Here is a 21,012-nt window from a genome sequence, read left to right as displayed (position 1 = left end):
CGAGCGGAGCCGGCAGCTGAGCGGCGTGGGCGCGGAGTGAGCGGGCGCCGCACGGCGCCGAGGAGCGGGGGGCGCCCACGGGGCGCCCCCTTCGTTGCCGGGCCGGGCCTGGCTTCCTATAATGATCAAAGACAGTCAAAGTCAAGTGGCGCGGCGACGGCTGCGCCGAGCGAACCGGGAAGGAAGGACGGTACGGGAGAGCGGTGCGGACGCTGGCGGACCTGATCGAGGCCTTCCTGCTGGAGCGGCTCGAGGCGGCGGAAAGCGTCGAGGTGCGGCGGGCGGAGCTGAGCGAGCGCTTCGGCTGCGCCCCCTCGCAGGTCAACTACGTGCTGGAGACCCGCTTCCGCCCCGAACTGGGCTTCCTGGTAGAGAGCCGGCGCGGAGGCGGCGGCTACATCCGCATCCGGCGGCTGCCCGAGGCGGGACCGCGCCGGCGCCTCCTGGCGGAGGCGGCCGCCGTCGGCGAGCGGATCTCCCAGGACCAGGCGCTCCGCCTCATCGGACGGCTCCGCGAGCAGGGGCTGCTGGCCGAACGCGAGGCGCTGCTCCTCTCGGTGGCGGTCGACCGCTCGGTGCTGGCGGTCGAACTGCCCTGGCGCGACCGGATCCGGGCGCGCCTCCTGGCGGCCATGCTGGGCGTCCTCGGCCGTGTGGCGGGCGGGGAGGCTGAACTATAATCAACCAGCCGGAGGTGGTCGCATGCTCTGCCAGCGCTGTGGCGAGCGGCCGGCCACGGTCCACGTGACGCGGATCGTCAACGGGGTGAAGACGGAGATCCACCTCTGCCCCGCCTGCGCGGAGAGCAGCGAGATGGCGCTCTTCGCGCCCTCGCCCTTCTCGATTCATAACCTGCTGGGCGGCCTCCTCCATCCGCAGCCGGAGGCCGGGCGGGCGCAGGCGGAGCTGCGTTGCCCGGCCTGCGGGACGACGTACGAAGAGTTCGCGCGCACCAGCTTCCTGGGGTGCGAGACATGCTATACCGCCTTCGCCCCGCAGCTGGAGCCGCTCCTGCGCCGCATCCAGGGGGCGGACCGCCACCGCGGCAAGCGGCCGGTCGCCCCGGGCAGGCGGGAACAGGCGGCGGCGGGGGGCACCGCGCCGGCCCCGGACGGCGCGAGCGCCGGCGAGAGCCTGGCCGAGCTGCGCCGCCAGCTGGACGAGGCGGTTCGACAGGAAGAGTACGAACGCGCGGCCCTTCTGCGCGACCGGATCCGGGCGCTGGAGGGCCGGGACCCGGCGGGGAGGGGGGCGGGCTGATGTCGCTGGAGCGCCTCCTGCGCGGTCAGGGCGGGTCGTGGCTGACCGCCTCCGGGCCGGCGGCCGACGTGGTCGTCTCCAGCCGCGTCCGGCTGGCGCGGAATCTCCGCCGCCACCCCTTCCCGCCGAGGCTGACGCCGGCCGAGGCGCAGCGCGTGGTGGACGAGGTGCGCGGCGCCCTGGCCCGCCTCGGGCCCGGCCCGGGCGGACGGCTGGAGCTGGTGGAGCTGCAGGCGCTGACGCCGCTGGAGCGGCAGGTGCTGGTGGAACGCCACCTGATCAGCCCGCAGCACGCGGCCAGCGAGCTGCCGGCGGCCCTGGCCGTCGACGAACGCGAGGGCCTCAGCCTGATGGTCAACGAGGAGGAGCATCTGCGCCTGCAGTCGCTGGCGCCGGGCCTCCAGCTGCAGGCCGCCTGGGAGGCGGCCGACCGGCTGGACGACGCGCTCGCGGAGCAGCTGGACTTCGCCTTCGACGAGCGCCTGGGCTACCTGACCACCTGCCCGAGCAACACGGGCACGGGCCTGCGCGTCTCGGCGATGATGCACCTGCCCGCCCTGGTACACTCGAATCAGGCGGGCGATCTGGCCAGCGCCCTGGCCCGGGTCGGTGTGGTGGTCCGGGGCATCTACGGGGAGGGCAGCAAGGCGCACGGGAACCTCTTCCAGGTCTCCAACCAGATCACCCTCGGGCGTTCCGAGGGCGAGCTCCTGGAGAGCCTGGAGGCGGTGGTGCGCCAGCTGGTGGAGCGGGAGCGTGGCGCCCGCGAGCTCCTCTACCGGGAGCACCGCGTCGAGCTGGAGGACCGGGTCGGCCGGGCCTACGGGATCCTGACCCACGCCTACGCCATCTCTTCCGAGGAGGCGCTGGCGCTTCTCTCGACGCTCCGCCTGGGGGTGGACCTGCAGCTTCTCCCCCAGGTCCGACCGGAGGTCTGCAACGAGTTGATGGTGGCCGTCGGCGCGGCCGGCGTCCAGTACCGCGCGGGACGGCCGCTGGAGCCGGCGGAGCGCGACGTCCGTCGAGCCGCGATGATCCGGGAGCGCCTGGCTTCGCGGCAGGCCCCAAGGGCCCCAAGGGGGGAAGCCTGATGTTCGGAAGATACTCGGAGCGCGCGCAGCGGGTGATCCTGCTCGCCCAGGAAGAGGCGCGCCGTCTCGGTTACAACTACGTGGGCACCGAGCACCTCCTGCTGGGCCTCATCCGCGAGGGGACCGGAGTGGCCGCACGCGCCCTGCAGAACATGGGCGTCGACCTGGACCAGGTACGCGCCGAGGTGGAGAAGATCATCGGCCGCGGCAACGGCCCCGTGGGCGGCGAGATCGGCTACACGCCGCGCGCCAAGAAGGTGGTCATGGAGCTGGCCATCGAGGAGGCCCGGCTCCTGGGCCACAACTACGTGGGCACCGAGCACCTGCTCCTGGGCCTCATCCGCGAGGGCGAGGGCGTGGCGGCGCGGGTGCTGGAGAACATGGGAGTCGACCTGGAGAAGACGCGCCGCGAGGTCATCCGGCTGCTGGGCGGGAGCGCGCCCTCGCAGCCGCTGGCGGCCGCGCGCCCGGCGCCCGGGCGGCGCACCAGCCGCTCCAACACCCCGGTGCTGGACAACTTCGGCCGCGACCTGACCCAGCTGGCGGAAGAGGGGAAGCTCGACCCGGTCATCGGCCGCGAGAAGGAGATCGAGCGCGTCATCCAGATCCTCTCGCGCCGCACCAAGAACAACCCGGTGCTGATCGGCGAGCCGGGCGTGGGCAAGACGGCCATCGTCGAGGGGCTGGCCCAGCGCATCACGGAGGGGAACGTCCCGGAGCTGCTCAAGGAGCGGCGCGTGGTCACCCTGGACATGGGCGCACTGGTGGCTGGTTCCAAGTACCGGGGCGAGTTCGAGGACCGGCTGAAGAAGGTGATGGACGAGATCCGCCGCGCCTCCAACGTCATCCTGTTCATCGACGAGTTGCACACCATCATCGGCGCCGGCGCGGCCGAGGGGGCCATCGACGCCTCCAACATCCTGAAGCCTGCGCTGGCGCGCGGCGAGCTGCAGACCATCGGCGCCACCACCATCGACGAGTACCGCAAGCATATCGAGAAGGACGCGGCGCTGGAGCGACGTTTCCAGCCGGTGATGGTGGAGGAGCCCTCGGTGGAGGAGACGATCGCCATCCTCAAGGGGCTGCGCGATCGCTACGAGGCGCACCACCGCGTGGTTATCACCGACGACGCCATCACGGCGGCGGCGCAGCTGAGCGACCGCTACGTCTCCGATCGCTTCCTTCCGGACAAGGCCATCGACCTGATCGACGAGGCGGCCTCCCGGGTGCGGCTCCGCGCCTTCGTCGAGCCGCCCGAGCTGAAGGAGATGGAAGAGCGGCTGGGCGAGATCCAGAAGGAGAAGGAGGAGGCCGTCCAGAGCCAGGAGTTCGAGAAGGCGGCCAACCTGCGCGACCAGGAGCAGAAACTGCAGCAGGAGATCGAGAAGCGCCGCGAGATCTGGCACCAGAACCAGGCGGCCGAGCGGCTTCTGGTCACCGAGGAGGACGTCTCCCAGGTGGTCTCCAGCTGGACCGGTATCCCGGTCAGCCGCCTGGCCGTGGAGGAGTCGGAGCGGCTCCTGCACCTGGAGGAGGTCCTGCACGCGCGCGTCATCGGCCAGGACGAGGCGGTCTCGGCCGTCTCGCGCGCCATCCGCCGTGCGCGCGCGGGCCTGAAGGATCCGCGCCGGCCCATCGGTTCGTTCATCTTTTTGGGACCGACCGGTGTGGGCAAGACGGAGCTGGCCAAGGCGCTGGCGGAGGCGCTCTTCGGCGACGAGGACGCCATGGTGGCCATCGACATGTCCGAGTACCAGGAGCGCCACACGGTCTCCCGGCTGGTGGGCGCACCTCCGGGCTACGTGGGCTACGAGGAAGGCGGCCAGCTGACCGAGGCGGTGCGGCGGCGCCCGTACTCGGTGGTACTCCTGGACGAGATCGAGAAGGCGCACCCGGAGGTCTTCAACGTCCTCCTGCAGGTCTTCGAGGAGGGACGCCTGACCGAGGCCAAGGGTCGGCACGTGGACTTCCGGAACACGGTGGTCATCCTCACCTCGAACGTCGGCCAGGACATCCTCAAGCGGCAGGCGGCGCTGGGCTTCCGGCCCAACGAGGACGAGGAGTACGGCTACCGGCAGATGCGCGACAGGATCCTGGACGAGGTGAGGAAGACCTTCCGGCCCGAGTTCCTCAACCGGATCGACGACATCATCGTCTTCCATCCGCTCAACCGGGAGAACATCCGCCAGATCGTCGACCTGATGCTCAAGCAGGTGGAGGGCCGGTTGAAGCAGCTGGGTCTGACGCTGGAGGTGAGCGAGCGGGCCAAGGAGATCCTGGTGGACGAGGGCTACAACCCCGAGTTCGGTGCCCGCCCGCTACGCCGGGCCATCACGCGGCTGGTGGAGGATCCCCTCTCCGAGGAGATCATCGCCGGCAAGTTCGCCAGCGGCGACGAGGTGCTCGTCGACGCCGACGGGGACGGCAAGCTGGTCTTCGAGCGGAAGCGGGAGCCCGTCTCCACCGAGTCGCCGGCCTGAGAGCCTTCCCGGGAGGAGGTCGCCCTTGCGCATCGCGGTCCGCCTCTTCGCCGGGGCCGCCGAGGCGGCGGGCAGCCGCCAGCTGGAGGTGGAGCTGGCGGCGGGAAGCACCGCCGGCCAGCTCCTCGACCGCCTGTTGGGCGAGTACCCGGGACTTGCCCGCTTCGGCCCCTCGCTCCTGGTGGCCGTCAACCGCCGCTACGCCGGCCGCGAGACGCCCCTGGCCGAGGGCGACGAGGTAGCCCTCATCCCTCCGGTGAGCGGCGGTTCCGCCGACGGGCCGGAGACCGGAACCGGCGGGGGAGCGGCCGGGGCGCCGCCCGCGCTCCGGCTGGAGGCTGTCGCCGAGGCCGGCTGGTACGCGCTGGGCGCCGGGGCGCTCCCGGTGGCGGAATGCCTGGAGCGCGTCCGGACGAGCGGCGCGGGCGCCGTCCTTCTCTTCCTGGGGACCGTCCGGGAGACGGGGGATGACGCCCGGCCCGTGGTCGCCCTGGAGTACGAGGCCTACGAACCCATGGCAGGCCAGGAGCTGCGCGCGCTGGTGGAGCGCGCTCTGGCCCGCTGGCCCGGGGTGCGCGTGGCGCTGGCCCACCGTACCGGCCGCCTCGAGCTGGGCGAGCCCAGCGTGGCCATCGCCGTCGCCGCGCCGCACCGGGCGGAGGCCTACGAGGCCTCGCGCTACCTCATCGAGGAGATCAAGTCGGTCGTCCCCATCTGGAAGCGGGAGATCCACCCCGACGGCTCGGGCGCCTGGGTCCACCATGCGTGAACGGGGCGAGCGGCGCGCCACCCGCTACGTCTGCCAGAGCTGCGGCCAGCCGGCGCCGCGCTGGCTGGGACGCTGCCCGGCCTGCGGCGCCTGGAACAGCCTGGTCGAGGAGGCGCCACCGGCCGTCGAGCCCTGGCCAGGGCTGGGGCGCCAGGCCCGGCCGGGAGCGCGGCCGGCGGAGGTCTCGCCCGTGGACCGTCTGGAGCGGGGCGAGCTGCTCCGCGCAGAGACCGGCTTCGGCGAGTTGGACCGCGTCCTGGGCGGCGGTCTGGTCGCCGGTTCGCTCGTCCTCCTGGCAGGCGAGCCGGGGGTGGGCAAGTCTACGCTCCTCCTGGGCGCCCTGGGGAGGATGGCGGCGAGCCGGCGGGTGCTCTACGCCAGCGCCGAGGAGTCGGCGCGCCAGGTCCGCCTGCGCGCCGAGCGGCTGGGCGTGCTGGAACCGGGGCTGCTGGTGGCGGCGGAGAGCGCGGCCGACGCCATCGCGGCGGCGGTGGAGGCGAGCGGCGCCGAGGTGGTCGTGGTCGACTCCATCCAGGCGGTCTACCTGCCCGGCCTCGACTCCGCCCCGGGAAGCGTCGCCCAGGTCCGGGAGAGCGCCGCGCTCTTCCTCCGCCTCGCCAAGCGGAAGGGCGTGGCGGTGATGCTGGTGGGCCATCTGACCAAGTCCGGGGCGCTGGCCGGCCCCAAGGTCCTGGAACACGCCGTCGACGTGGTCCTGACGCTGCGCGGAGAGCCCAGCTCGGGTTACCGCATCCTGCAGGCGAGCAAGAACCGCTTCGGCTCCACCGCCGAGATCGGTCTCTTCGCCATGGCCGCCGACGGCCTGGAGGAGGTACCCGACGCCTCCTCGCTCTTTCTCGCCGAGCGGAGCGCGGACGTGCCCGGCTCCGCGGTGGCGGTGGCGCTGGAAGGCGAGCGGCCGGTGCTGGTGGAGGTACAGGGCCTGGTGGTACCCAGCGCCCAGGCGGTGCCGCGGCGGGCGGTCTCGGGCTTCGACAGCGTCCGCCAGGCCCTGCTCCTGGCGGTGATGGAGAAGCGGCTCGGCCTCGCCTTCGGCAGCCGCGACGCCTTCGTCAAGGTGACGGGCGGCCTCTGGCTGGAGGAGCCGGCGGCCGACCTGCCCGTGGCGCTGGCGCTGGCCTCCTCCTACCTGGAGCGGGCGGTCCGCCCGGGAGTGGCCGCCTTCGGCGAAGTGGGCCTGACCGGGGAGATCCGCGCCGTCCACCGCGCGGCAGAGCGGGTGCGCGAGGCGGTGCGCCTCGGCTTCTCCCGCTGCCTGGTGCCGTGGCGGAACGGTGCCCAGGCGCCCGGCCCGGCCGCGGTGCCGGTCCGCTCGCTGGCCGAGGCCGTCGAGGCGGCGCTGGAGCCGCCAGCTGACGAGAAACGACGAAGCCCCGGCAAACTTGAACTAGATTCGTAGACCGGGTGCCACTCCGGGCGGCCCGGAGCCCCCCGGGCCTCCGGCGGCGGACCGGGCCACGGGCCGGGATCCGATGGCGGGATCGACAGACGGCGCGTGGCGCGAACGGAGCGCCGCAGGCTTCCGGCCCACCTCCCCGCGACGGCACGACGATTTCCGTCGGGGCAGTGTGCTACAATTCGTCCAGGCGGAGGTGATCTCGGCGTGTTTCAGGTCGGGGATTGGGTGGTCTACCCCATGCACGGCGCCGGGGTCATCCAGGCCATCGAGGAGCGGGAGGTCCTGGGCGAGCGGCGGCGCTACTACGTCCTCTCGGTGCGGGGCGGCAACATCAAGGTGATGGTACCCGTCGACGGCGCCGACCGGTGCGGCCTGCGGGCGGTCCTGCCGCGCGAGGAGTTCCGGCGGGTGCTGGACGTCCTCCGCCAGCAGGGCGAGGCCCCGGTCCTGGCGACCAACTGGAATCGGCGCTTCCGGGCCAACGTGGAGAAGCTGAAGAGCGGCGACCCCTACGCCGTCGCCGAGGTGGTCCGCGGCCTGGCGCGGCGCGAGCGCGACCGCGGGCTCTCCTCGGGCGAGCGGAAGATGCTGGAGAGCGCGCGCCAGATCCTCGAATCCGAGCTGGCCCTGATCGAAGGGGTGGGGGAGGCGGAGGCGCACGCCGAACTCGACCGGCTCCTGGCCTGACGCCGGAAACGACGACTGCCGGCCCGTGGCATGCCTGGCCGGCAGCGGTGTTTGTGGGGGGGCCTTCCTGCACAAGAATAGAGAAAAGCCGCAGGCCGGCGGCCGGAGGTGGAGGAGGTGAAGGCTTTGATCCTGGCTTCGCGTATCGTCCTGGCCCTCCTGGGCCTGACCGGCGGCTTCTACGCCGGGCGATACGTCGGGTCGGACATCTTCCGGATCGGCTCGTGGCCCGGGACCACCCACATGACGTGGTCCACCTTTCTGGGGCTGATCTTCGCCCTGCTGGCCGGGGCGGCCGGGCTCCTGCTCGGTCCGTGGCTGGGCCGGAGCATCGAGCGCCTGGTGCGCCGGGTCGAATCGGCGGTGGCCACGCTTACCCTTCAGGAGATCGGCAGCGGGGCGGTGGGTATCTTCGCCGGACTCATCCTGGCTTTGCTTCTTCTCCCGCCGCTCTCCCGCCTGCCCTTCGTGGGCGTGGTGGCCCCGACCGTCTTCAGCCTTCTGCTCGGGTACCTGGGTGGCTTCATCGGCCTTCGCAAGGGGTCGGAGATCCAGCAGGCGCTGCGCCACCTCGGCCGCCGCCCCCACGAGGAGCGCGCGCGGACGGACGAGGCCGGCGCCCGCATGGCGGCAGGTCAGGCAGGCGCGGCGACGCCGCAGGGCGGGGACGGGGAGAACGTCCCCGCGGCCGGGGAGCAGCCCAAGATCGTCGACACCAGCGCCATCATCGACGGCCGCATCGCCGACGTCTGCGCCAGCGGCTTCCTGGAGGGGCCGCTGGTCATCCCCGAGTTCGTCCTGGACGAGCTCCGCCACATCGCGGACTCCTCGGACACCCTGAAGAGGAACCGAGGGCGCCGCGGGTTGGACATCCTCAACCGCATCCAGAAGGAGCTGAACGTCCCCGTCCAGATCTGGCACGGCGAGCTGGCGGCCGCCGAGGTGGACAGCAAGGTGGTCGAGCTGGCCCAGCGCCTGCGCGGCAAGGTGCTGACCAACGACTACAACCTGAACAAGGTGGCCGTCCTGCACGGCGTCGACGTGCTCAACATCAACGAGCTGGCCAACGCCGTCAAGCCGGCCGTCCTGCCCGGCGAGCTGCTGGAGATCCACGTCCTGCGCGACGGCAAGGAAGCGGGACAGGGCATCGGCTACCTGGACGACGGCACCATGGTGGTAGTGGACGGGGGCAAGCGCTACATCGGGGAGACCACCTGGGTCGAGGTGACCAGCGTGCTGCAGACCTCGGCCGGCCGGATGATCTTCGCCCGACCCAAGCCTGCGGCCGTCGACTCGACGGCCCAGGCGGGCGCGTGACGGCGGCGGCGCGGCCGCTCCCCCCCCTGCCGCCGGCCGGGATGGGGCGGGTGGCGGCGGTGGTGGTGGCGGCGGGCCGCGGGCTCCGCTTCGCCGGCGGCGAGAACAAGGCCTTCGCCCCGCTCCTGGACCGCCCGCTCCTCGCGCATACGCTGGAACGACTGGAGGCGGCCGGCGTGGGGCGCTACGTGGTGGTGGTCGCCCCAGGCGAAGAGGCGCGCTGCATGGCGGAGGTCGTCCGCCCCTTCGGCTTTCGCCCCGCCCGCGTGGTCGCCGGGGGGCCGCGTCGCTCCGATTCGGTCCGCGCCGGCCTCCGCGCCCTGGAGAGGGAGGGCGCTTGCGACGCCGTCCTGGTCCACGACGGCGCCCGTCCGCTGGCCTCCCCCGACCTCTGGCGCCGCGTCGCCCAGGCGGCGCTGGAGGCCGGGGCGGCCGTGCCGGTGCTGCCTGTCACCGACGCGGTCAAGCGGGTGGAGGGCGAGCGGGTGCGGGCCACACTCTCGCGCGAGTCGCTCTTTCTGGCGCAGACCCCGCAGGGCTTCCTGCCCGACCTCCTCCGGCGCGCCCACCGGCTCGAGGGCGAGCCGGCGGGGGAGCTGCCCGACGCGGGCGACGACGCCGCCCTGGTGGAGGCGCTGGGGTGGGAGGTGGTCGCCGTGCCGGGCGAGCCCTGGAACCTGAAGGTGACCTATCCGGCCGACCGCCTGCTGGCGGAGGCGTGGCTGCGCAGCCTGGGGCGGGAGGCCTCGGCGGGCGGTTCCGCCGGCGCGGCGCCCGGCGAGCCGGGACGCTTCCCCGGCGGGGCCCTCCCCCGGCGCGGGGAGGGCGGGTGTTGAAGGTGCGGGTGGGCTGGGGCTACGACGCCCATCCCTGGACGGAGTCGCGGCCGCTGGTCCTCTGCGGCCTCTCCATCCCCGGGCACGCGGGGCTGGAGGGCCACTCCGACGGGGACGCGGCCTGTCACGCGCTGGTCGACGCGCTCCTCGGCGCGGCGGCCGCTGGCGACATCGGCCGCTGGTTCCCGCCGGACGACCCGCGCTGGCGCGACGCCTCCAGCCTGGGCATGCTCCGCCAGGTGGCCGGCTGGCTGGCCGGGAGCGGGTGGCGGATCGAGAACGTGGACCTGACTCTCATCGCCTCCGAACCTCCGCTGGCCCCGTGGCGCGAGGGCTTCGTCCAGTCGCTGGCCGCCGCCCTGGGCGTCGACGCCACCCGGGTCAGCGTCAAGGCGGCCAGCGGCAACGGCTTGGGCTTCGCCGGCGAGGGGCGTGGCCTGGCGGCGGTGGCGGTCGCCCTGCTCGAACCGCCGCCTGAGGCCACCGCGGCCGCCGGCAGCCTCCCGCCCGTACCCGGCCCGCGTTGACGCCCCGCGCCGGCGCTGGCTATAGTCTGGGCACGGTGCCGGGGCACCGGGCGGCGACGACGGGGGCGATGGGTTGCAGCTCTACAACACCCTGACGCGGAGGAAAGAGGAGTTCGTTCCGCTGGAGCCGGGGCGGGTCCGCATGTACTTCTGCGGTCCCACCGTCTATTCCGACACGCACATCGGCCACCTGCGCCCGGCGCTGACGGGCGACCTGCTCGCCCGCTACCTCCGTTACCGGGGCTTTCACGTCGACTATGTCAGCAACCTGACCGACGTCGACGACAAGATCATCCAGCGGGCGCGCGAGGAAGGGGTGGCCGCCCGTGACGTGGCCGACCGCTACGCGCGCCAGTATCTCGACCTGATGCGCCGCATGGGCGCGGACCAGGTGGATCGCTACGCCCGCGTCACCGAGAGCATGGAGGCCATCGTGGAGGCGGTGGCGCGCCTCGTGGAAAGCGGCCACGCCTACCCCTCCGCCGGCGACGTCTATTTCGCCGTGCGGACGCAGCCCCAATACGGGAAGCTCTCCGGACGGGACCCCGACGAGCTCCTGGCTGGGGCGCGCGTCGAGGTGAGCGAGAAGAAGCGCGATCCGCTGGACTTCGCTCTCTGGAAGGCGGCCAAGCCGGGCGAACCGCGCTGGTCCAGCCCCTGGGGGGAAGGGCGGCCAGGCTGGCACATCGAGTGCTCGGTCATGTGCCTGCGGTACCTAGGGCCGACGCTGGACATCCACGGCGGCGGAGCTGACCTCATCTTTCCCCATCACGAGAACGAGATCGCCCAGTCGGAGGCGCTCAACGGGGTGCCCCTGGCGCGCTACTGGGTGCACAACGGCATGGTGCGCGTCGGCGAGGAGAAGATGGCCAAGTCGCTGGGCAACTACTTCACGGTGGAACGCGCCCTGGAGCTGGTCTCACCGGCGGCGCTGCGCCTGTATATTTATTCCACACACTACCGCAACCCGCTCCTCTTCTCCCCGCAGGCTCTGGAGGAGGCCGCGCGCGCCCAGGCCCGCCTGCAGAACGCCGCCCGCCTCGTGGCCGAGGCGGCGGGCGATCCCGGCGGCGCGGCGCCGGACCCTGCCGAACCGTTCACGGCCTCCCTCCGGGCGGCTGTCGAGGGCGCGCGGGAAGCCTTTTTGGCCGCGCTGGAGGACGACCTGAACAGCGCCGAGGCGCTGGCCTCCCTCTTCGACCTGGCGCGGCGCCTGAACGGTCTGGTGCAGGGCCCAGGCTTCTCGGGCAGCGCCTCCCAGCGCGCTGCGCTGGGCGAGGCGCTGGCCGCCTTCCGGGAGCTGGCTGGCCTGCTGGGCGTGCTGGAGGTCGACGGAGCGGGGACCGGGACCCCCCGCCTCGCCCCCGCATCCCGGGAGACGGGGAGCCAGGGGGCGGGCGAGCTGGTCGAGGCCCTGGTGGAGCTGGTCCTCTCCCTGCGCGAGCTGGCCCGGGCCCGGCGCGACTGGGCGGAGGCGGACGCCATTCGCGCGCGCCTGGAGGAGCTGGGCCTGGTGGTCGAAGACCGCCGCGACGGGCCGCACTGGCGGTGGGCGGCGCGACCCGGCACCGGAAGCGGAGGCGCCCTTCCGCGGCCCTAGCCGGAGGGCTCGTCCGTTGACGCTCTTCGCGGCCCCCCCGTATAATGTCGCTTGCATTACAATTCCAGCGACTTTGACCTGTCGTTCCACCGCGGAGTGGTCATAAGCTAGGCCACGGGAGCACCGTCACATCATGTCCCTCTCGCCACTCACGGAGGCGGTAGCGGGTGAGCGTGAATCCCCAACGCGACGTCCTGCCGGTCTACGACGAGATGCTCGATGAGGAGCTGGTTGAACTCGCACGCGCAGGCGATTCGCAGGCCCTGGAGTACATGATCTACCGCTATCGGAACTTCGTCCGGGCCAAGGCGCGCTCCTACTTCCTGGTAGGCGCGGACCGGGAGGACATCATCCAGGAGGGGATGATCGGCCTCTACAAGGCCATCCGGGACTTCCGGGAGGACAAACTGGCCTCGTTCCGCGCCTTCGCGGAGCTCTGCGTGACGCGGCAGATCATCACCGCCATCAAGACGGCCACCCGGCAGAAGCACATCCCGCTCAACTCCTACGTCTCCCTCAACAAGCCCATCTACGACGAGGACTCGGACCGGACGCTCCTGGACGTCATCGCCGGCGTCAAGGTGAGCGACCCCGAGGAGCTGATCATCAGCCGCGAGGAGTTCGGGGACATCGAGGCCAAGATGGGCGAGATCCTCAGCGACCTGGAGTGGCAGGTGCTGATGGCCTACCTGGACGGAAAGTCCTACCAGGAGATTGCCGACGAGCTGGACCGGCACGTAAAATCCGTGGACAACGCGCTCCAACGCGTCAAGCGGAAGCTCGAGCGCTACCTGGAGTCCCGCCACGCCATGGACTCCTCGGACGCCTGAGCAGGGGCGCACACGCGATCCGGGCTGGCGTAGCTCAACGGGCAGAGCAGCCGCCTTGTAAGCGGCAGGTTGTCGGTTCGAGCCCGACCGCCAGCTCCAGCCTCGTGGTTGCCTCCGGGCGGGGCGGCCGCTATAATAGCGGACGTCGCGAGAGGAGAGGTACCGAAGCGGCCAAACGGGGCGGTCTGTAAAACCGCTGGCACAGCCTTCGCTGGTTCGAATCCAGCCCTCTCCACCAGGGGATTTGTCGCGGGGTAGAGCAGCCAGGTAGCTCGTCGGGCTCATAACCCGGAGGTCGTGGGTTCGAATCCCACCCCCGCAACCACTTTCCTCGCTGTCGTAGCTCAGCAGGCAGAGCGCCTCCATGGTAAGGAGGAGGTCACCGGTTCGATTCCGGTCGACAGCTCCAGGGTCCGACCACGCGGGTGGTCGGTTTTCTCTGACGGCGACCAGGCGCAAGGCGGCTCCCCGGGCCGGAGAGAACCGGCTGCCGGGCTGGTGGTCGCGTTGACGCTGCTGGAACGGGCATGCTATGGTGGGGCTGGCGCCCCCTGGGACTGGGAGGCATGGCGGTGCGGGTGTTGGTGACACTGGCCTGCGAAGAGTGCAAACGGCGCAACTACGCCACGTCCAAGAACCGAAAGGACAACAGTCGGCTTCAACTGAGAAAGTACTGCCCGTTCTGCCGCCGCCACACCGTCCACCGGGAGACCCGCTGAAGGGCGCCGGGAGAGAGATCGACAAGCCAGACAACCGAGAGCATCGCAGGCCCGTAGCTCAATTGGTAGAGTAGCGGTCTCCAAAACCGTTGGTTGGGGGTTCGAGTCCCTCCGGGCCTGCCATTTATTTTGCCAGCGCAGTACCACGGATCGGGGTTGGTTCAGCCGGCATGAACCGCATCGTCCAATACTTCCGCGAAGTCTGGGCCGAGCTTCACAAGATCAGCTGGCCCACGCGCCAGCAGGCGGCGCTCTATACGGGCGTGGTCCTGCTGGCGTCGGTCGCGGTCACCCTCCTTCTCTGGGTCTCCGACACAGTCTTCAGCTGGCTCTTCCGGCTGCTCCTCTCCCTGTGAAAGGCCGGGCCGAGGGGGCGAGGGAGGCGCAGATGGCCGAGATAGCCGACCGGACGAGCGACCAGGAACCGCAGTGGTATGTCATCCACACCTACTCCGGGTACGAGAACAAGGTGAAGGCCAACCTGGAGAAGCGTGTGGAGTCCATGGACATGGCGGATAAGATCTTCGAGGCGCTGGTACCGACCGAGGAGGAAGTGGAGGTCAAGGACGGCAAACGCCGTACGGTCCGCCGGAAGATCTTCCCCGGGTACGTGCTGGTGCGCATGATCATGAGCGACGACTCCTGGTACGTGGTCCGCAACACGCCGGGCGTCACCGGCTTCGTGGGGTCGGGCTCCAAGCCGACCCCCCTGACCAGGGCGGAAGTGGAGGCCATCCTCGGGCGCGAGGCGGAGGAGTCGCAGCAGGAGCCGCGGCCGCGTATCGACGTCGAAGTGGGCGAGACCGTCAAGGTCAACTCCGGCCCCTTCGCCGGCTTCACCGGGGTGGTGGACGAGATCGCGTCCAGCGGCAAGCTCCGGGTGCTCGTCTCCATGTTCGGCCGCGAGACGCCGGTGGAGCTGGACTTCACGCAGGTGGAAAAGCTTTAGGCAGTCGCGAGGAGGTTGGCCGCCGAGATGGCGAAGAAGGTCGCAGCCGTCGTCAAGCTCCAGATCCCCGCAGGAAAGGCTACGCCCGCGCCTCCGGTCGGCACGGTGCTGGGACCGCACGGGATCAATATCATGGCCTTCACCAAGGAGTTCAACGAAAGGACCAAGGAGCAGGTGGGCCTGATCATCCCGGTGGTCATCACCATCTACGCCGACCGGAGCTTCACCTTCGTCACCAAGACGCCACCGGCGGCGGTCCTCCTGAAAAAGGCGGCCGGGATCGAGACGGCTTCGCCCCGCCCCAACACCCAGAAGGTGGCCAAGGTGACGCGCGAGCAGGTGCGGGAGATCGCGCGGACCAAGATGCCCGACCTGAACGCGGCCTCGCTGGAGGCGGCGGAGCGGATGATCGAGGGGACGGCCCGCAGCATGGGGATCGAGGTGGTCGAAGGCTGAGGGCCGGCCGCGGGTAGCAGTGTAGGGCGTGGGAGGGCTTTAGGCCCGACGGGACCACGGGAGGTGGATGCGTATGCATCGCGGAAAGGGCTACCAGAGCGTCGCCGCACAGGTGGAGAGGGGACGCCTCTACGAGCCCGAGGAAGCGTTGAGCAAGGTAAAGGAACTGGCCCGCGCGCGCTTCGACGAGACGGTGGAGGCGGCCGTCCGGCTGGGTGTCGATCCGCGCCATGCGGACCAGATGGTCCGGGGCGCCGTCGTCCTGCCGCACGGCACGGGGCGGCAGGTCCGCGTCGCGGTCTTCGCTCGCGGAGAGGCCGCAAAGGCTGCGCAGGCGGCGGGGGCCGAGGTGGTAGGCGACGAGGACCTGGTCCAGCGCATCCGCGAAGGATGGCTGGAGTTCGACGTGGCCATCGCCACGCCGGAGATGATGGGCTTGGTGGGCCAGCTCGGCCGCATCCTCGGCCCGCGGGGCCTGATGCCCAACCCCAAGTCGGGGACGGTCACTCCCGATCCGGCGCGCGCGGTCCAGGAGGCCAAGGCGGGTCGCGTGGAGTACCGGACCGACCGCGCCGGCATCGTCCATGCGCCCATCGGCAAGGTCTCCTTCCCGGTGGAGGCGCTGGCCGAAAACCTGCGCACGCTGGTGGACGCCCTGGTCAAGGCGCGGCCGGAGACGGCCAAGGGACAGTACCTGCGCTCGGTCACCGTCTCTTCCACCATGGGGCCCGGAATCCGCGTCAATCCCGCGCGGGTCGCCTGACGAGCAGCCGGCCGCGGACCTGGCCTCGACCCGGGGGCTGTGGTATACTCCGGGCGCCTTGCCAGCTGAAGGACGCTGCTCGGCCGTAGACAGCAGGTGCCCGAGGGGCCCAAGGACCGGCGGCGGCCGGTCGCCTGCCGAGGCGAGCGGATGAACCGGCCGATGGAGCCGGCACTCCGTCACGCCTCCCGTCTGCGGGAGGCGCCTTTCGTCTGGGAGCGACGCCGCTCCGCCGCCGGCGGGGCGGCGTGCGGAACAGGCAAGCCGGAAGAGGGGAGGGGTGCGGGATGCCCAATGCGGCCACCATGGCCGCCAAGGCGGAGACGGTGGCATGGCTGAGCCGGCGGCTGAAGGAGTCGGCGGCGGTCGTCCTGGTGGAGTTCCGCGGCCTGACCGGGGCCGAGAGCACCGCCTTGCGGGCGCAGCTGCGCAGTCAGGGCATCGACTTCCGCGTGGTCAAGAACACCCTGGCGCGCCGCGCAGCCGAGCAGGCCGGGCTGGACGAGCTGAAGCCGCTCCTGGAGGGCCCCAACTCGTATGCCTTCGGCGACAGCGACCCGGTTGCGGTCGCGAAGGCCATGAGCGAGTTCGCCCGGACGCATAAGAGCGTCACCATCAAGGGCGGGGTGCTGCAAGGCCGCGCCATCGACGCGGCTGGCGTGCAGCGGCTGGCGACGCTGCCCGGCCGGGAGGAGCTGCTGGCCCAGGTGGCCGGCATGCTGGCCGCGCCGCTGCGCAACATGGCCTCTGTCCTGGCGGCCCCGCTGCGCGGGCTGGCCACGCAGCTGCACGCGCTGGCGGAGCAGCGGCAGGCGGCGGCCTAGCGCGGGAACGGGACCACAGGGCGGAGAGGCGCCTGCCCGGATGCGGGGAGCGCAGCGGGCCGGGCTTCCTGCGGCCGAGAGGAGTTCGGAAGAGGACCGGGACACCCGGTGCCGAAGGGGAGGTTGGAAGCGATGTCGGCGGTGGACCAGATTCTCGAGCTGGTGGATACGCTTTCGGTGCTGGAGCTCTCGGAGCTCGTGCACCGGTTCGAGGAGAAGTACGGCGTCTCGGCGGCCGCGCCGGTAGCCATGGTGGCGGCCGCGCCGGGCGCGGGGGCGGCCGGCGCCGCCGCGGCGGAGCCGGCGGCCGAGGAGCAGACGGAGTTTGACGTCATCCTCCAGTCGGCCGGCGACAAGAAGATCCAGGTGATCAAGGTGGTCCGTGAGCTGACCGGCCTCGGCCTCAAGGAGGCCAAGGACCTCGTGGACGGCGCTCCCAAGCCGGTCAAGGAGAAGGTCTCCAAGGAGGAGGCCGAGTCGCTGCGGGCCAAGCTGGAGGAGGCGGGGGCGACGGTCGAGATCAAGTAGGACGCCCAGCCCGCAAGGATGACGGGCCGCGGCCGACCGGGCGGCGGCCGCGGAAAGGACAGCCCGCCGGCGGAAGGCCGGCGGGCTGGGCCGCTACTCTCTTGACCTCGCAAGGGGGATAATGTACACTCAAAGCTTGCCGCAGCGTGATGCCCTCATCGCGCGCGAACCACTGCCGGGAGAGTGACGCCTCCGCTTGCGACTCCCAAAGGCTCCATCCACGCTCCTCCATTCGATGCCCGTCGGCTGGTTCCTTCCTGTCACGCGGCCGAGCGGCTGACTCGGGTCGTTCCCGCCTGTGGGTGATCGTCAACTTCGCGCAGAGGAGTGAGGCCGATGGCCGACCCGACGCGGCTGGCGGGGCAGCGCAAGAGCTTTGCGAAGATCGCCGAGGTCCTGGACATCCCCAACCTGATCGAGGTGCAGCGGAAGTCCTACCAGTGGTTCCTGGAGGAAGGCCTGCTGGAGATGTTCCACGACATCTCCCCCATCCGGGACTTCACCGGGAACCTGATCCTGGAGTTCCTGGACTACACCCTCGGCGAGCCCAAGTACAGCGAGCGCGAGTGCAAGGAGCGCGACGCCACCTATGCGGCGCCGCTGCGCGTCCGCGTCCGCCTGATCAACAGCGAGACGGGCGAGATGAAGGAGCAGGAGGTCTTCATGGGCGACTTCCCGCTCATGACCGAGACGGGCACCTTCATCATCAACGGCGCCGAGCGCGTCGTCGTCAGCCAACTCGTCCGCTCGCCAGGCGTCTACTACGGCCGTGACGTCGACGCCGGCGGGAACCCGGTCTACACCTGCACGGTCATCCCCAACCGCGGCGCCTGGCTCGAGTTCGAGACCGAGGCGGGCGGCATCCTCCAGGTGCGCGTCGACCGGACGCGGAAGCTGCCCGCGACCGCCCTGCTCCGCGCGCTAGGCTGGGAGAGCGACGAACAGCTTCTCGCCCTCCTCGGGGAGACGGCGGAGGTGCGTGCGACGCTGGAACACGACCCGACCCGCGATGCGCGCACCGCCCTGGTCGAGATCTACAAACGGCTCCGCCCGGGCGAGCCCCCCACGGAGGAGAATGCGCGCGCCCTCCTGGAGGGGCTCCTGACCGATCCCAAGCGGTACGACCTGGCCGCGGTGGGCCGCTACAAGCTGAACAAGAAGCTGAGCCTGCGCAACCGCGTGGTCGGCCGCACGGCGGCGGAGGACGTCCGGGATCCCGCCAGCGGCGCGCTCCTCCTGCCCGCGGGCGGCCGCATCACCCGCGCCGTGGCCGAGCAGCTGAGCCAGGCGGGCGTGCGCGAGCTGCGCGTCCGTACCGACGACGACCGCGAGCTGCTGGTGCTGAGCAACGGGGCGCCCGCCATGGACGTCAAGACCATCACGCCGGACGATGTGGCGGCTATCGTCAACTACATGTTCACGCTGATGCGCGGCGTCGGCGCCACCGACGACATCGACCACCTCGGGAACCGGCGCCTGCGCTCGGTGGGCGAGCTCCTGCAAAACCAGTTCCGGGTGGGGCTGGCCCGCATGGAGCGGGTGATCCGGGAGCGCATGACCATCCAGGACGCGGAGCTGATCACGCCACAGGCGCTGATCAACATCCGGCCGGTGGTGGCCGCGGTCAAGGAGTTCTTCGGCTCCAGCCAGCTCAGCCAGTTCATGGACCAGACCAACCCGCTGGCCGAGCTGACGCACAAGCGCCGCCTGAGCGCCCTGGGGCCGGGCGGCCTCTCGCGCGAGCGGGCCGGCTTCGACGTGCGCGACGTCCATCACTCGCACTACGGGCGCATGTGCCCCATCGAGACGCCGGAAGGGCCCAACATCGGCCTGATCGGCGCGCTCTCCACCTACGCCCGCATCAACGAGTACGGCTTCATCGAGACGCCCTACCGGAAGGTGGTCGAGGGTCAGGTGACGGACGAGATCGTCTACCTGACCGCCGACGAGGAGGACGACGCGCGCATCGCCCAGGCCAACGAGCCGCTGGACGAGGCGGGGCGCTTCCAGGCGGAGCGGGTTACCTGCCGCTACCAGCAGGACATCGTCCGAGTGGCGCCCACCGAGGTCGACTACATGGACGTCTCGCCGAAGCAGGTGGTGAGCGTGGCCACCGCGCTCATCCCCTTCCTGGAGCACGACGACGCCAACCGCGCGCTGATGGGCGCCAACATGCAGAGACAGGCGGTCCCGCTCCTGACCACCGAGGCGCCGCTGGTGGGCACAGGCATCGAGTTCCGCGCCGCCATGGACTCGGGGGTGCAGGTATTGGCGCGGCGGGCGGGGATCGTGGAGCGCGTCACCGCCGACGAGGTGATCGTGCGCGGCGACGACGGCCAGCGAGACCTCTACGAACTGTTGAAGTTCCAGCGGACCAACCAGGGGACCTGCTTCAACCAGAAGCCGGTGGTCCGCGTCGGCCAGCGCGTCGAGGCGGGCGACATCCTGGCGGACGGGCCGAGCGTCGACCACGGCGAGCTGGCCCTGGGCAAGAACGTCCTCTGCGCCTTCATGCCCTGGGAGGGGTACAACTACGAGGACGCCATCCTGCTCAGCGAGCGCCTGGTCCGGGACGACACCTTCACCTCGATCCACATCGAGGAGCACGAGTGCGAGGCGCGGGACACCAAGCTGGGCCCGGAAGAGATCACGCGCGACATCCCCAACGTGGGCGAGGACGTGCTGAAGGACCTGGACGAGCGCGGCATCGTCCGCATCGGCGCCGAGGTCCACCCGGGCGACATCCTGGTGGGCAAGGTGACGCCCAAGGGCGAGACCGAGCTGACGGCGGAGGAGCGGCTGCTCCGCGCCATCTTCGGCGAGAAGGCGCGCGAGGTGCGCGACACCTCGCTGCGCGTGCCGCACGGCGAGAGCGGCATCGTGGTCGACGTCAAGGTCTTCTCGCGCGAGAACGGCGACGAGCTGGCCCCGGGCGTCAACCAGCTCATCCGCGTCTACGTGGCCCAGAAGCGGAAGATCTCGGCCGGCGACAAGATGGCCGGCCGCCACGGCAACAAGGGCGTCGTCTCCAAGATCCTCCCCGTGGAGGATATGCCCTACCTGCCCGACGGTCGCCCGGTGGACATCGTCCTCAACCCGCTGGGCGTGCCCTCGCGCATGAACCTGGGCCAGATCCTGGAGTGCACGCTGGGTTGGGCGGCGCAGGAGCTGGGCATCCGGGTGGCGACGCCGGTCTTCGACGGGGCCAGCGAGCAAGAGATCCTGGAGATGCTGCGCGAGGCGGGCCTGCCCGAGAACGGGAAGACGGTGCTCTATGACGGTCGGACGGGCGAGCCCTTCGACAACCCGGTGACGGTGGGCTACGTCTATATCCTCAAGTTGGCGCACCTGGTGGACGACAAGATCCACGCGCGTTCGACGGGCCCCTACTCGCTGGTCACCCAGCAGCCGCTGGGCGGAAAGGCACAATTCGGCGGCCAGCGCTTTGGCGAGATGGAGGTCTGGGCGCTGGAGGCGTACGGCTCGGCCTACACGCTGCAGGAGTTGCTGACGGTCAAGTCCGACGACACCATCGGGCGCGTCAAGACCTACGAGGCCATCATCAAAGGCGAGAACGTGCCGCAGCCCGGCGTACCCGAGTCCTTCAAGGTGCTGATCAAGGAGATGCAGAGCCTGGGGCTGGACGTTCGCATCTACTCGCACGACGGCCAGGAGGTGGAGCTGGTCGAGACCGACGACGAGTACGGCGAGACGCCGAGCGAATACGACTTCGACCTGAGCGAGGTGCGCCGCCCGGCCGCGGTCGAGGCGCGCCAGGCCGCCCAGGCCACGCTGGACGAGGAGCGTATCGAGGAGAGCGCCGAGGAGTCCGACGAGGAAGGCGAGCTTCCCGGCATGGGCGTCTTCGCGGTGGAGCCGGAGGACGGCTTCGCCGGCGACGAGCCCGTGGACGACCTGGAATGAGGCTCCGGCCAGCGCAAGGAAGGGGGACCTGC

Annotated in this window: 20 protein-coding genes and 5 tRNA genes; all 25 read left to right on the top strand. The window is 71.1% G+C overall.

What is annotated here, in order from left to right; translation table 11 throughout:
* Positions 1-203: 203 nt before the first annotated feature.
* The 25 genes from K6U79_02810 to rpoB all read left to right on the top strand — a co-directional run bounded on the left by K6U79_02810 (position 204) and on the right by rpoB (position 20,980).
* Positions 204-680 (top strand): CtsR family transcriptional regulator, encoded by a 477-nt coding sequence (locus K6U79_02810; GenBank protein MCL6521287.1) that lies wholly within the window; start codon positions 204-206, stop codon positions 678-680.
* Between the two features lie 22 nt (positions 681-702).
* On the top strand, positions 703-1,260 hold the full coding sequence (locus K6U79_02805) for a UvrB/UvrC motif-containing protein (protein MCL6521286.1): 558 nt from the start codon (positions 703-705) through the stop codon (positions 1,258-1,260).
* Positions 1,260-2,351 (top strand): protein arginine kinase, encoded by a 1,092-nt coding sequence (locus K6U79_02800; protein MCL6521285.1) that lies wholly within the window; start codon positions 1,260-1,262, stop codon positions 2,349-2,351. Before K6U79_02805 ends, K6U79_02800 begins: the two co-directional genes overlap by 1 nt.
* The gene (locus K6U79_02795; GenBank protein ID MCL6521284.1) at positions 2,351-4,831 is read left to right on the top strand and encodes an ATP-dependent Clp protease ATP-binding subunit; all 2,481 of its coding nucleotides are present in this window, start codon (positions 2,351-2,353) and stop codon (positions 4,829-4,831) included. The genes K6U79_02800 and K6U79_02795 overlap by 1 nt, the downstream gene beginning before the upstream one ends.
* 31 nt (positions 4,832-4,862) lie before the next feature.
* The gene (locus tag K6U79_02790) at positions 4,863-5,600 is read left to right on the top strand and encodes a molybdenum cofactor biosynthesis protein MoaE (GenBank protein ID MCL6521283.1); all 738 of its coding nucleotides are present in this window, start codon (positions 4,863-4,865) and stop codon (positions 5,598-5,600) included.
* A complete protein-coding gene (gene radA, locus K6U79_02785) occupies positions 5,593-7,020 on the top strand; it encodes a DNA repair protein RadA (protein MCL6521282.1) in 1,428 nt (475 codons plus the stop codon). The genes K6U79_02790 and radA overlap by 8 nt, the downstream gene beginning before the upstream one ends.
* 204 nt (positions 7,021-7,224) lie before the next feature.
* Complete coding sequence (locus K6U79_02780) at positions 7,225-7,707, top strand: CarD family transcriptional regulator (protein ID MCL6521281.1); 483 nt, start codon at positions 7,225-7,227, stop codon at positions 7,705-7,707.
* A 243-nt stretch (positions 7,708-7,950) separates the two neighbouring features.
* Positions 7,951-9,024 carry a TRAM domain-containing protein gene (locus K6U79_02775; GenBank protein ID MCL6521280.1) on the top strand — a complete coding sequence of 358 codons (1,074 nt, stop codon included), beginning with the start codon at positions 7,951-7,953 and terminating at the stop codon, positions 9,022-9,024.
* Positions 9,025-9,065: 41 nt separating this feature from the next.
* The gene (gene ispD / locus K6U79_02770; protein ID MCL6521279.1) at positions 9,066-9,860 is read left to right on the top strand and encodes a 2-C-methyl-D-erythritol 4-phosphate cytidylyltransferase; all 795 of its coding nucleotides are present in this window, start codon (positions 9,066-9,068) and stop codon (positions 9,858-9,860) included.
* A 2-nt stretch (positions 9,861-9,862) separates the two neighbouring features.
* A complete protein-coding gene (gene ispF, locus K6U79_02765) occupies positions 9,863-10,387 on the top strand; it encodes a 2-C-methyl-D-erythritol 2,4-cyclodiphosphate synthase (GenBank protein MCL6521278.1) in 525 nt (174 codons plus the stop codon).
* A gap of 73 nt (positions 10,388-10,460) precedes the next feature.
* Entirely contained in the window at positions 10,461-11,987 is a 1,527-nt protein-coding gene (gene cysS / locus K6U79_02760) for a cysteine--tRNA ligase (protein ID MCL6521277.1), read from the top strand.
* A 167-nt stretch (positions 11,988-12,154) separates the two neighbouring features.
* Complete coding sequence (gene sigH, locus K6U79_02755) at positions 12,155-12,817, top strand: RNA polymerase sporulation sigma factor SigH (protein MCL6521276.1); 663 nt, start codon at positions 12,155-12,157, stop codon at positions 12,815-12,817.
* A 23-nt stretch (positions 12,818-12,840) separates the two neighbouring features.
* Positions 12,841-12,916: transfer RNA gene (locus K6U79_02750), tRNA-Thr, on the top strand.
* Between the two features lie 54 nt (positions 12,917-12,970).
* Positions 12,971-13,055: transfer RNA gene (locus tag K6U79_02745), tRNA-Tyr, on the top strand.
* 10 nt (positions 13,056-13,065) lie between these two features.
* A tRNA-Met gene (locus K6U79_02740) sits at positions 13,066-13,142 on the top strand.
* Between the two features lie 8 nt (positions 13,143-13,150).
* Positions 13,151-13,226 (top strand) — tRNA-Thr (locus K6U79_02735).
* Positions 13,227-13,389: 163 nt separating this feature from the next.
* Positions 13,390-13,536 carry a 50S ribosomal protein L33 gene (rpmG, locus tag K6U79_02730; GenBank protein MCL6521275.1) on the top strand — a complete coding sequence of 49 codons (147 nt, stop codon included), beginning with the start codon at positions 13,390-13,392 and terminating at the stop codon, positions 13,534-13,536.
* Between the two features lie 47 nt (positions 13,537-13,583).
* Positions 13,584-13,659 (top strand) — tRNA-Trp (locus tag K6U79_02725).
* A 47-nt stretch (positions 13,660-13,706) separates the two neighbouring features.
* On the top strand, positions 13,707-13,892 hold the full coding sequence (gene secE / locus K6U79_02720) for a preprotein translocase subunit SecE (GenBank protein MCL6521274.1): 186 nt from the start codon (positions 13,707-13,709) through the stop codon (positions 13,890-13,892).
* A 32-nt stretch (positions 13,893-13,924) separates the two neighbouring features.
* Positions 13,925-14,485 (top strand): transcription termination/antitermination protein NusG, encoded by a 561-nt coding sequence (nusG, locus tag K6U79_02715; protein ID MCL6521273.1) that lies wholly within the window; start codon positions 13,925-13,927, stop codon positions 14,483-14,485.
* 27 nt (positions 14,486-14,512) lie between these two features.
* Positions 14,513-14,941: a 50S ribosomal protein L11 gene (rplK, locus tag K6U79_02710; protein MCL6521272.1), complete on the top strand. Its 429-nt coding sequence runs from the start codon at positions 14,513-14,515 to the stop codon at positions 14,939-14,941.
* Between the two features lie 67 nt (positions 14,942-15,008).
* A complete protein-coding gene (gene rplA / locus K6U79_02705; GenBank protein ID MCL6521271.1) occupies positions 15,009-15,704 on the top strand; it encodes a 50S ribosomal protein L1 in 696 nt (231 codons plus the stop codon).
* A 287-nt stretch (positions 15,705-15,991) separates the two neighbouring features.
* Entirely contained in the window at positions 15,992-16,528 is a 537-nt protein-coding gene (gene rplJ, locus K6U79_02700) for a 50S ribosomal protein L10 (GenBank protein MCL6521270.1), read from the top strand.
* A 132-nt stretch (positions 16,529-16,660) separates the two neighbouring features.
* Positions 16,661-17,056: a 50S ribosomal protein L7/L12 gene (rplL, locus tag K6U79_02695; protein ID MCL6521269.1), complete on the top strand. Its 396-nt coding sequence runs from the start codon at positions 16,661-16,663 to the stop codon at positions 17,054-17,056.
* Positions 17,057-17,392: 336 nt separating this feature from the next.
* Positions 17,393-20,980 carry a DNA-directed RNA polymerase subunit beta gene (gene rpoB / locus K6U79_02690; protein MCL6521268.1) on the top strand — a complete coding sequence of 1,196 codons (3,588 nt, stop codon included), beginning with the start codon at positions 17,393-17,395 and terminating at the stop codon, positions 20,978-20,980.
* Positions 20,981-21,012: the final 32 nt, after the last annotated feature.

Source organism: Bacillota bacterium, from assembly GCA_023511835.1.
Classification (GTDB): Bacteria; Bacillota; Sulfobacillia; order JAIMAT01; family JAIMAT01; genus JAIMAT01.
Note: the sequence above shows the minus strand (reverse complement) of the source record. Positions and strands in the feature narration are given on the sequence as shown.

Bases quoted from the DNA above. Each gene is read 5' to 3' on its own strand.
- nusG (MCL6521273.1), top strand. From the start codon at position 13,925: ATGGCCGAGATAGCCGACCGGACGAGCGACCAGGAACCGCAGTGGTAT.
- rplA (MCL6521271.1), top strand. From the start codon at position 15,009: ATGCGTATGCATCGCGGAAAGGGCTACCAGAGCGTCGCCGCACAGGTG.
- rplL (MCL6521269.1), top strand. From the start codon at position 16,661: ATGTCGGCGGTGGACCAGATTCTCGAGCTGGTGGATACGCTTTCGGTG.
- ispD (MCL6521279.1), top strand. From the start codon at position 9,066: ATGGGGCGGGTGGCGGCGGTGGTGGTGGCGGCGGGCCGCGGGCTCCGC.
- secE (MCL6521274.1), top strand. From the start codon at position 13,707: ATGAACCGCATCGTCCAATACTTCCGCGAAGTCTGGGCCGAGCTTCAC.
- rplK (MCL6521272.1), top strand. From the start codon at position 14,513: ATGGCGAAGAAGGTCGCAGCCGTCGTCAAGCTCCAGATCCCCGCAGGA.
- K6U79_02775 (MCL6521280.1), top strand. From the start codon at position 7,951: ATGACGTGGTCCACCTTTCTGGGGCTGATCTTCGCCCTGCTGGCCGGG.
- K6U79_02795 (MCL6521284.1), top strand. From the start codon at position 2,351: ATGTTCGGAAGATACTCGGAGCGCGCGCAGCGGGTGATCCTGCTCGCC.
- rpoB (MCL6521268.1), top strand. From the start codon at position 17,393: ATGGCCGACCCGACGCGGCTGGCGGGGCAGCGCAAGAGCTTTGCGAAG.
- K6U79_02800 (MCL6521285.1), top strand. From the start codon at position 1,260: ATGTCGCTGGAGCGCCTCCTGCGCGGTCAGGGCGGGTCGTGGCTGACC.
- rplJ (MCL6521270.1), top strand. From the start codon at position 15,992: ATGCCCAATGCGGCCACCATGGCCGCCAAGGCGGAGACGGTGGCATGG.
- K6U79_02805 (MCL6521286.1), top strand. From the start codon at position 703: ATGCTCTGCCAGCGCTGTGGCGAGCGGCCGGCCACGGTCCACGTGACG.
- radA (MCL6521282.1), top strand. From the start codon at position 5,593: ATGCGTGAACGGGGCGAGCGGCGCGCCACCCGCTACGTCTGCCAGAGC.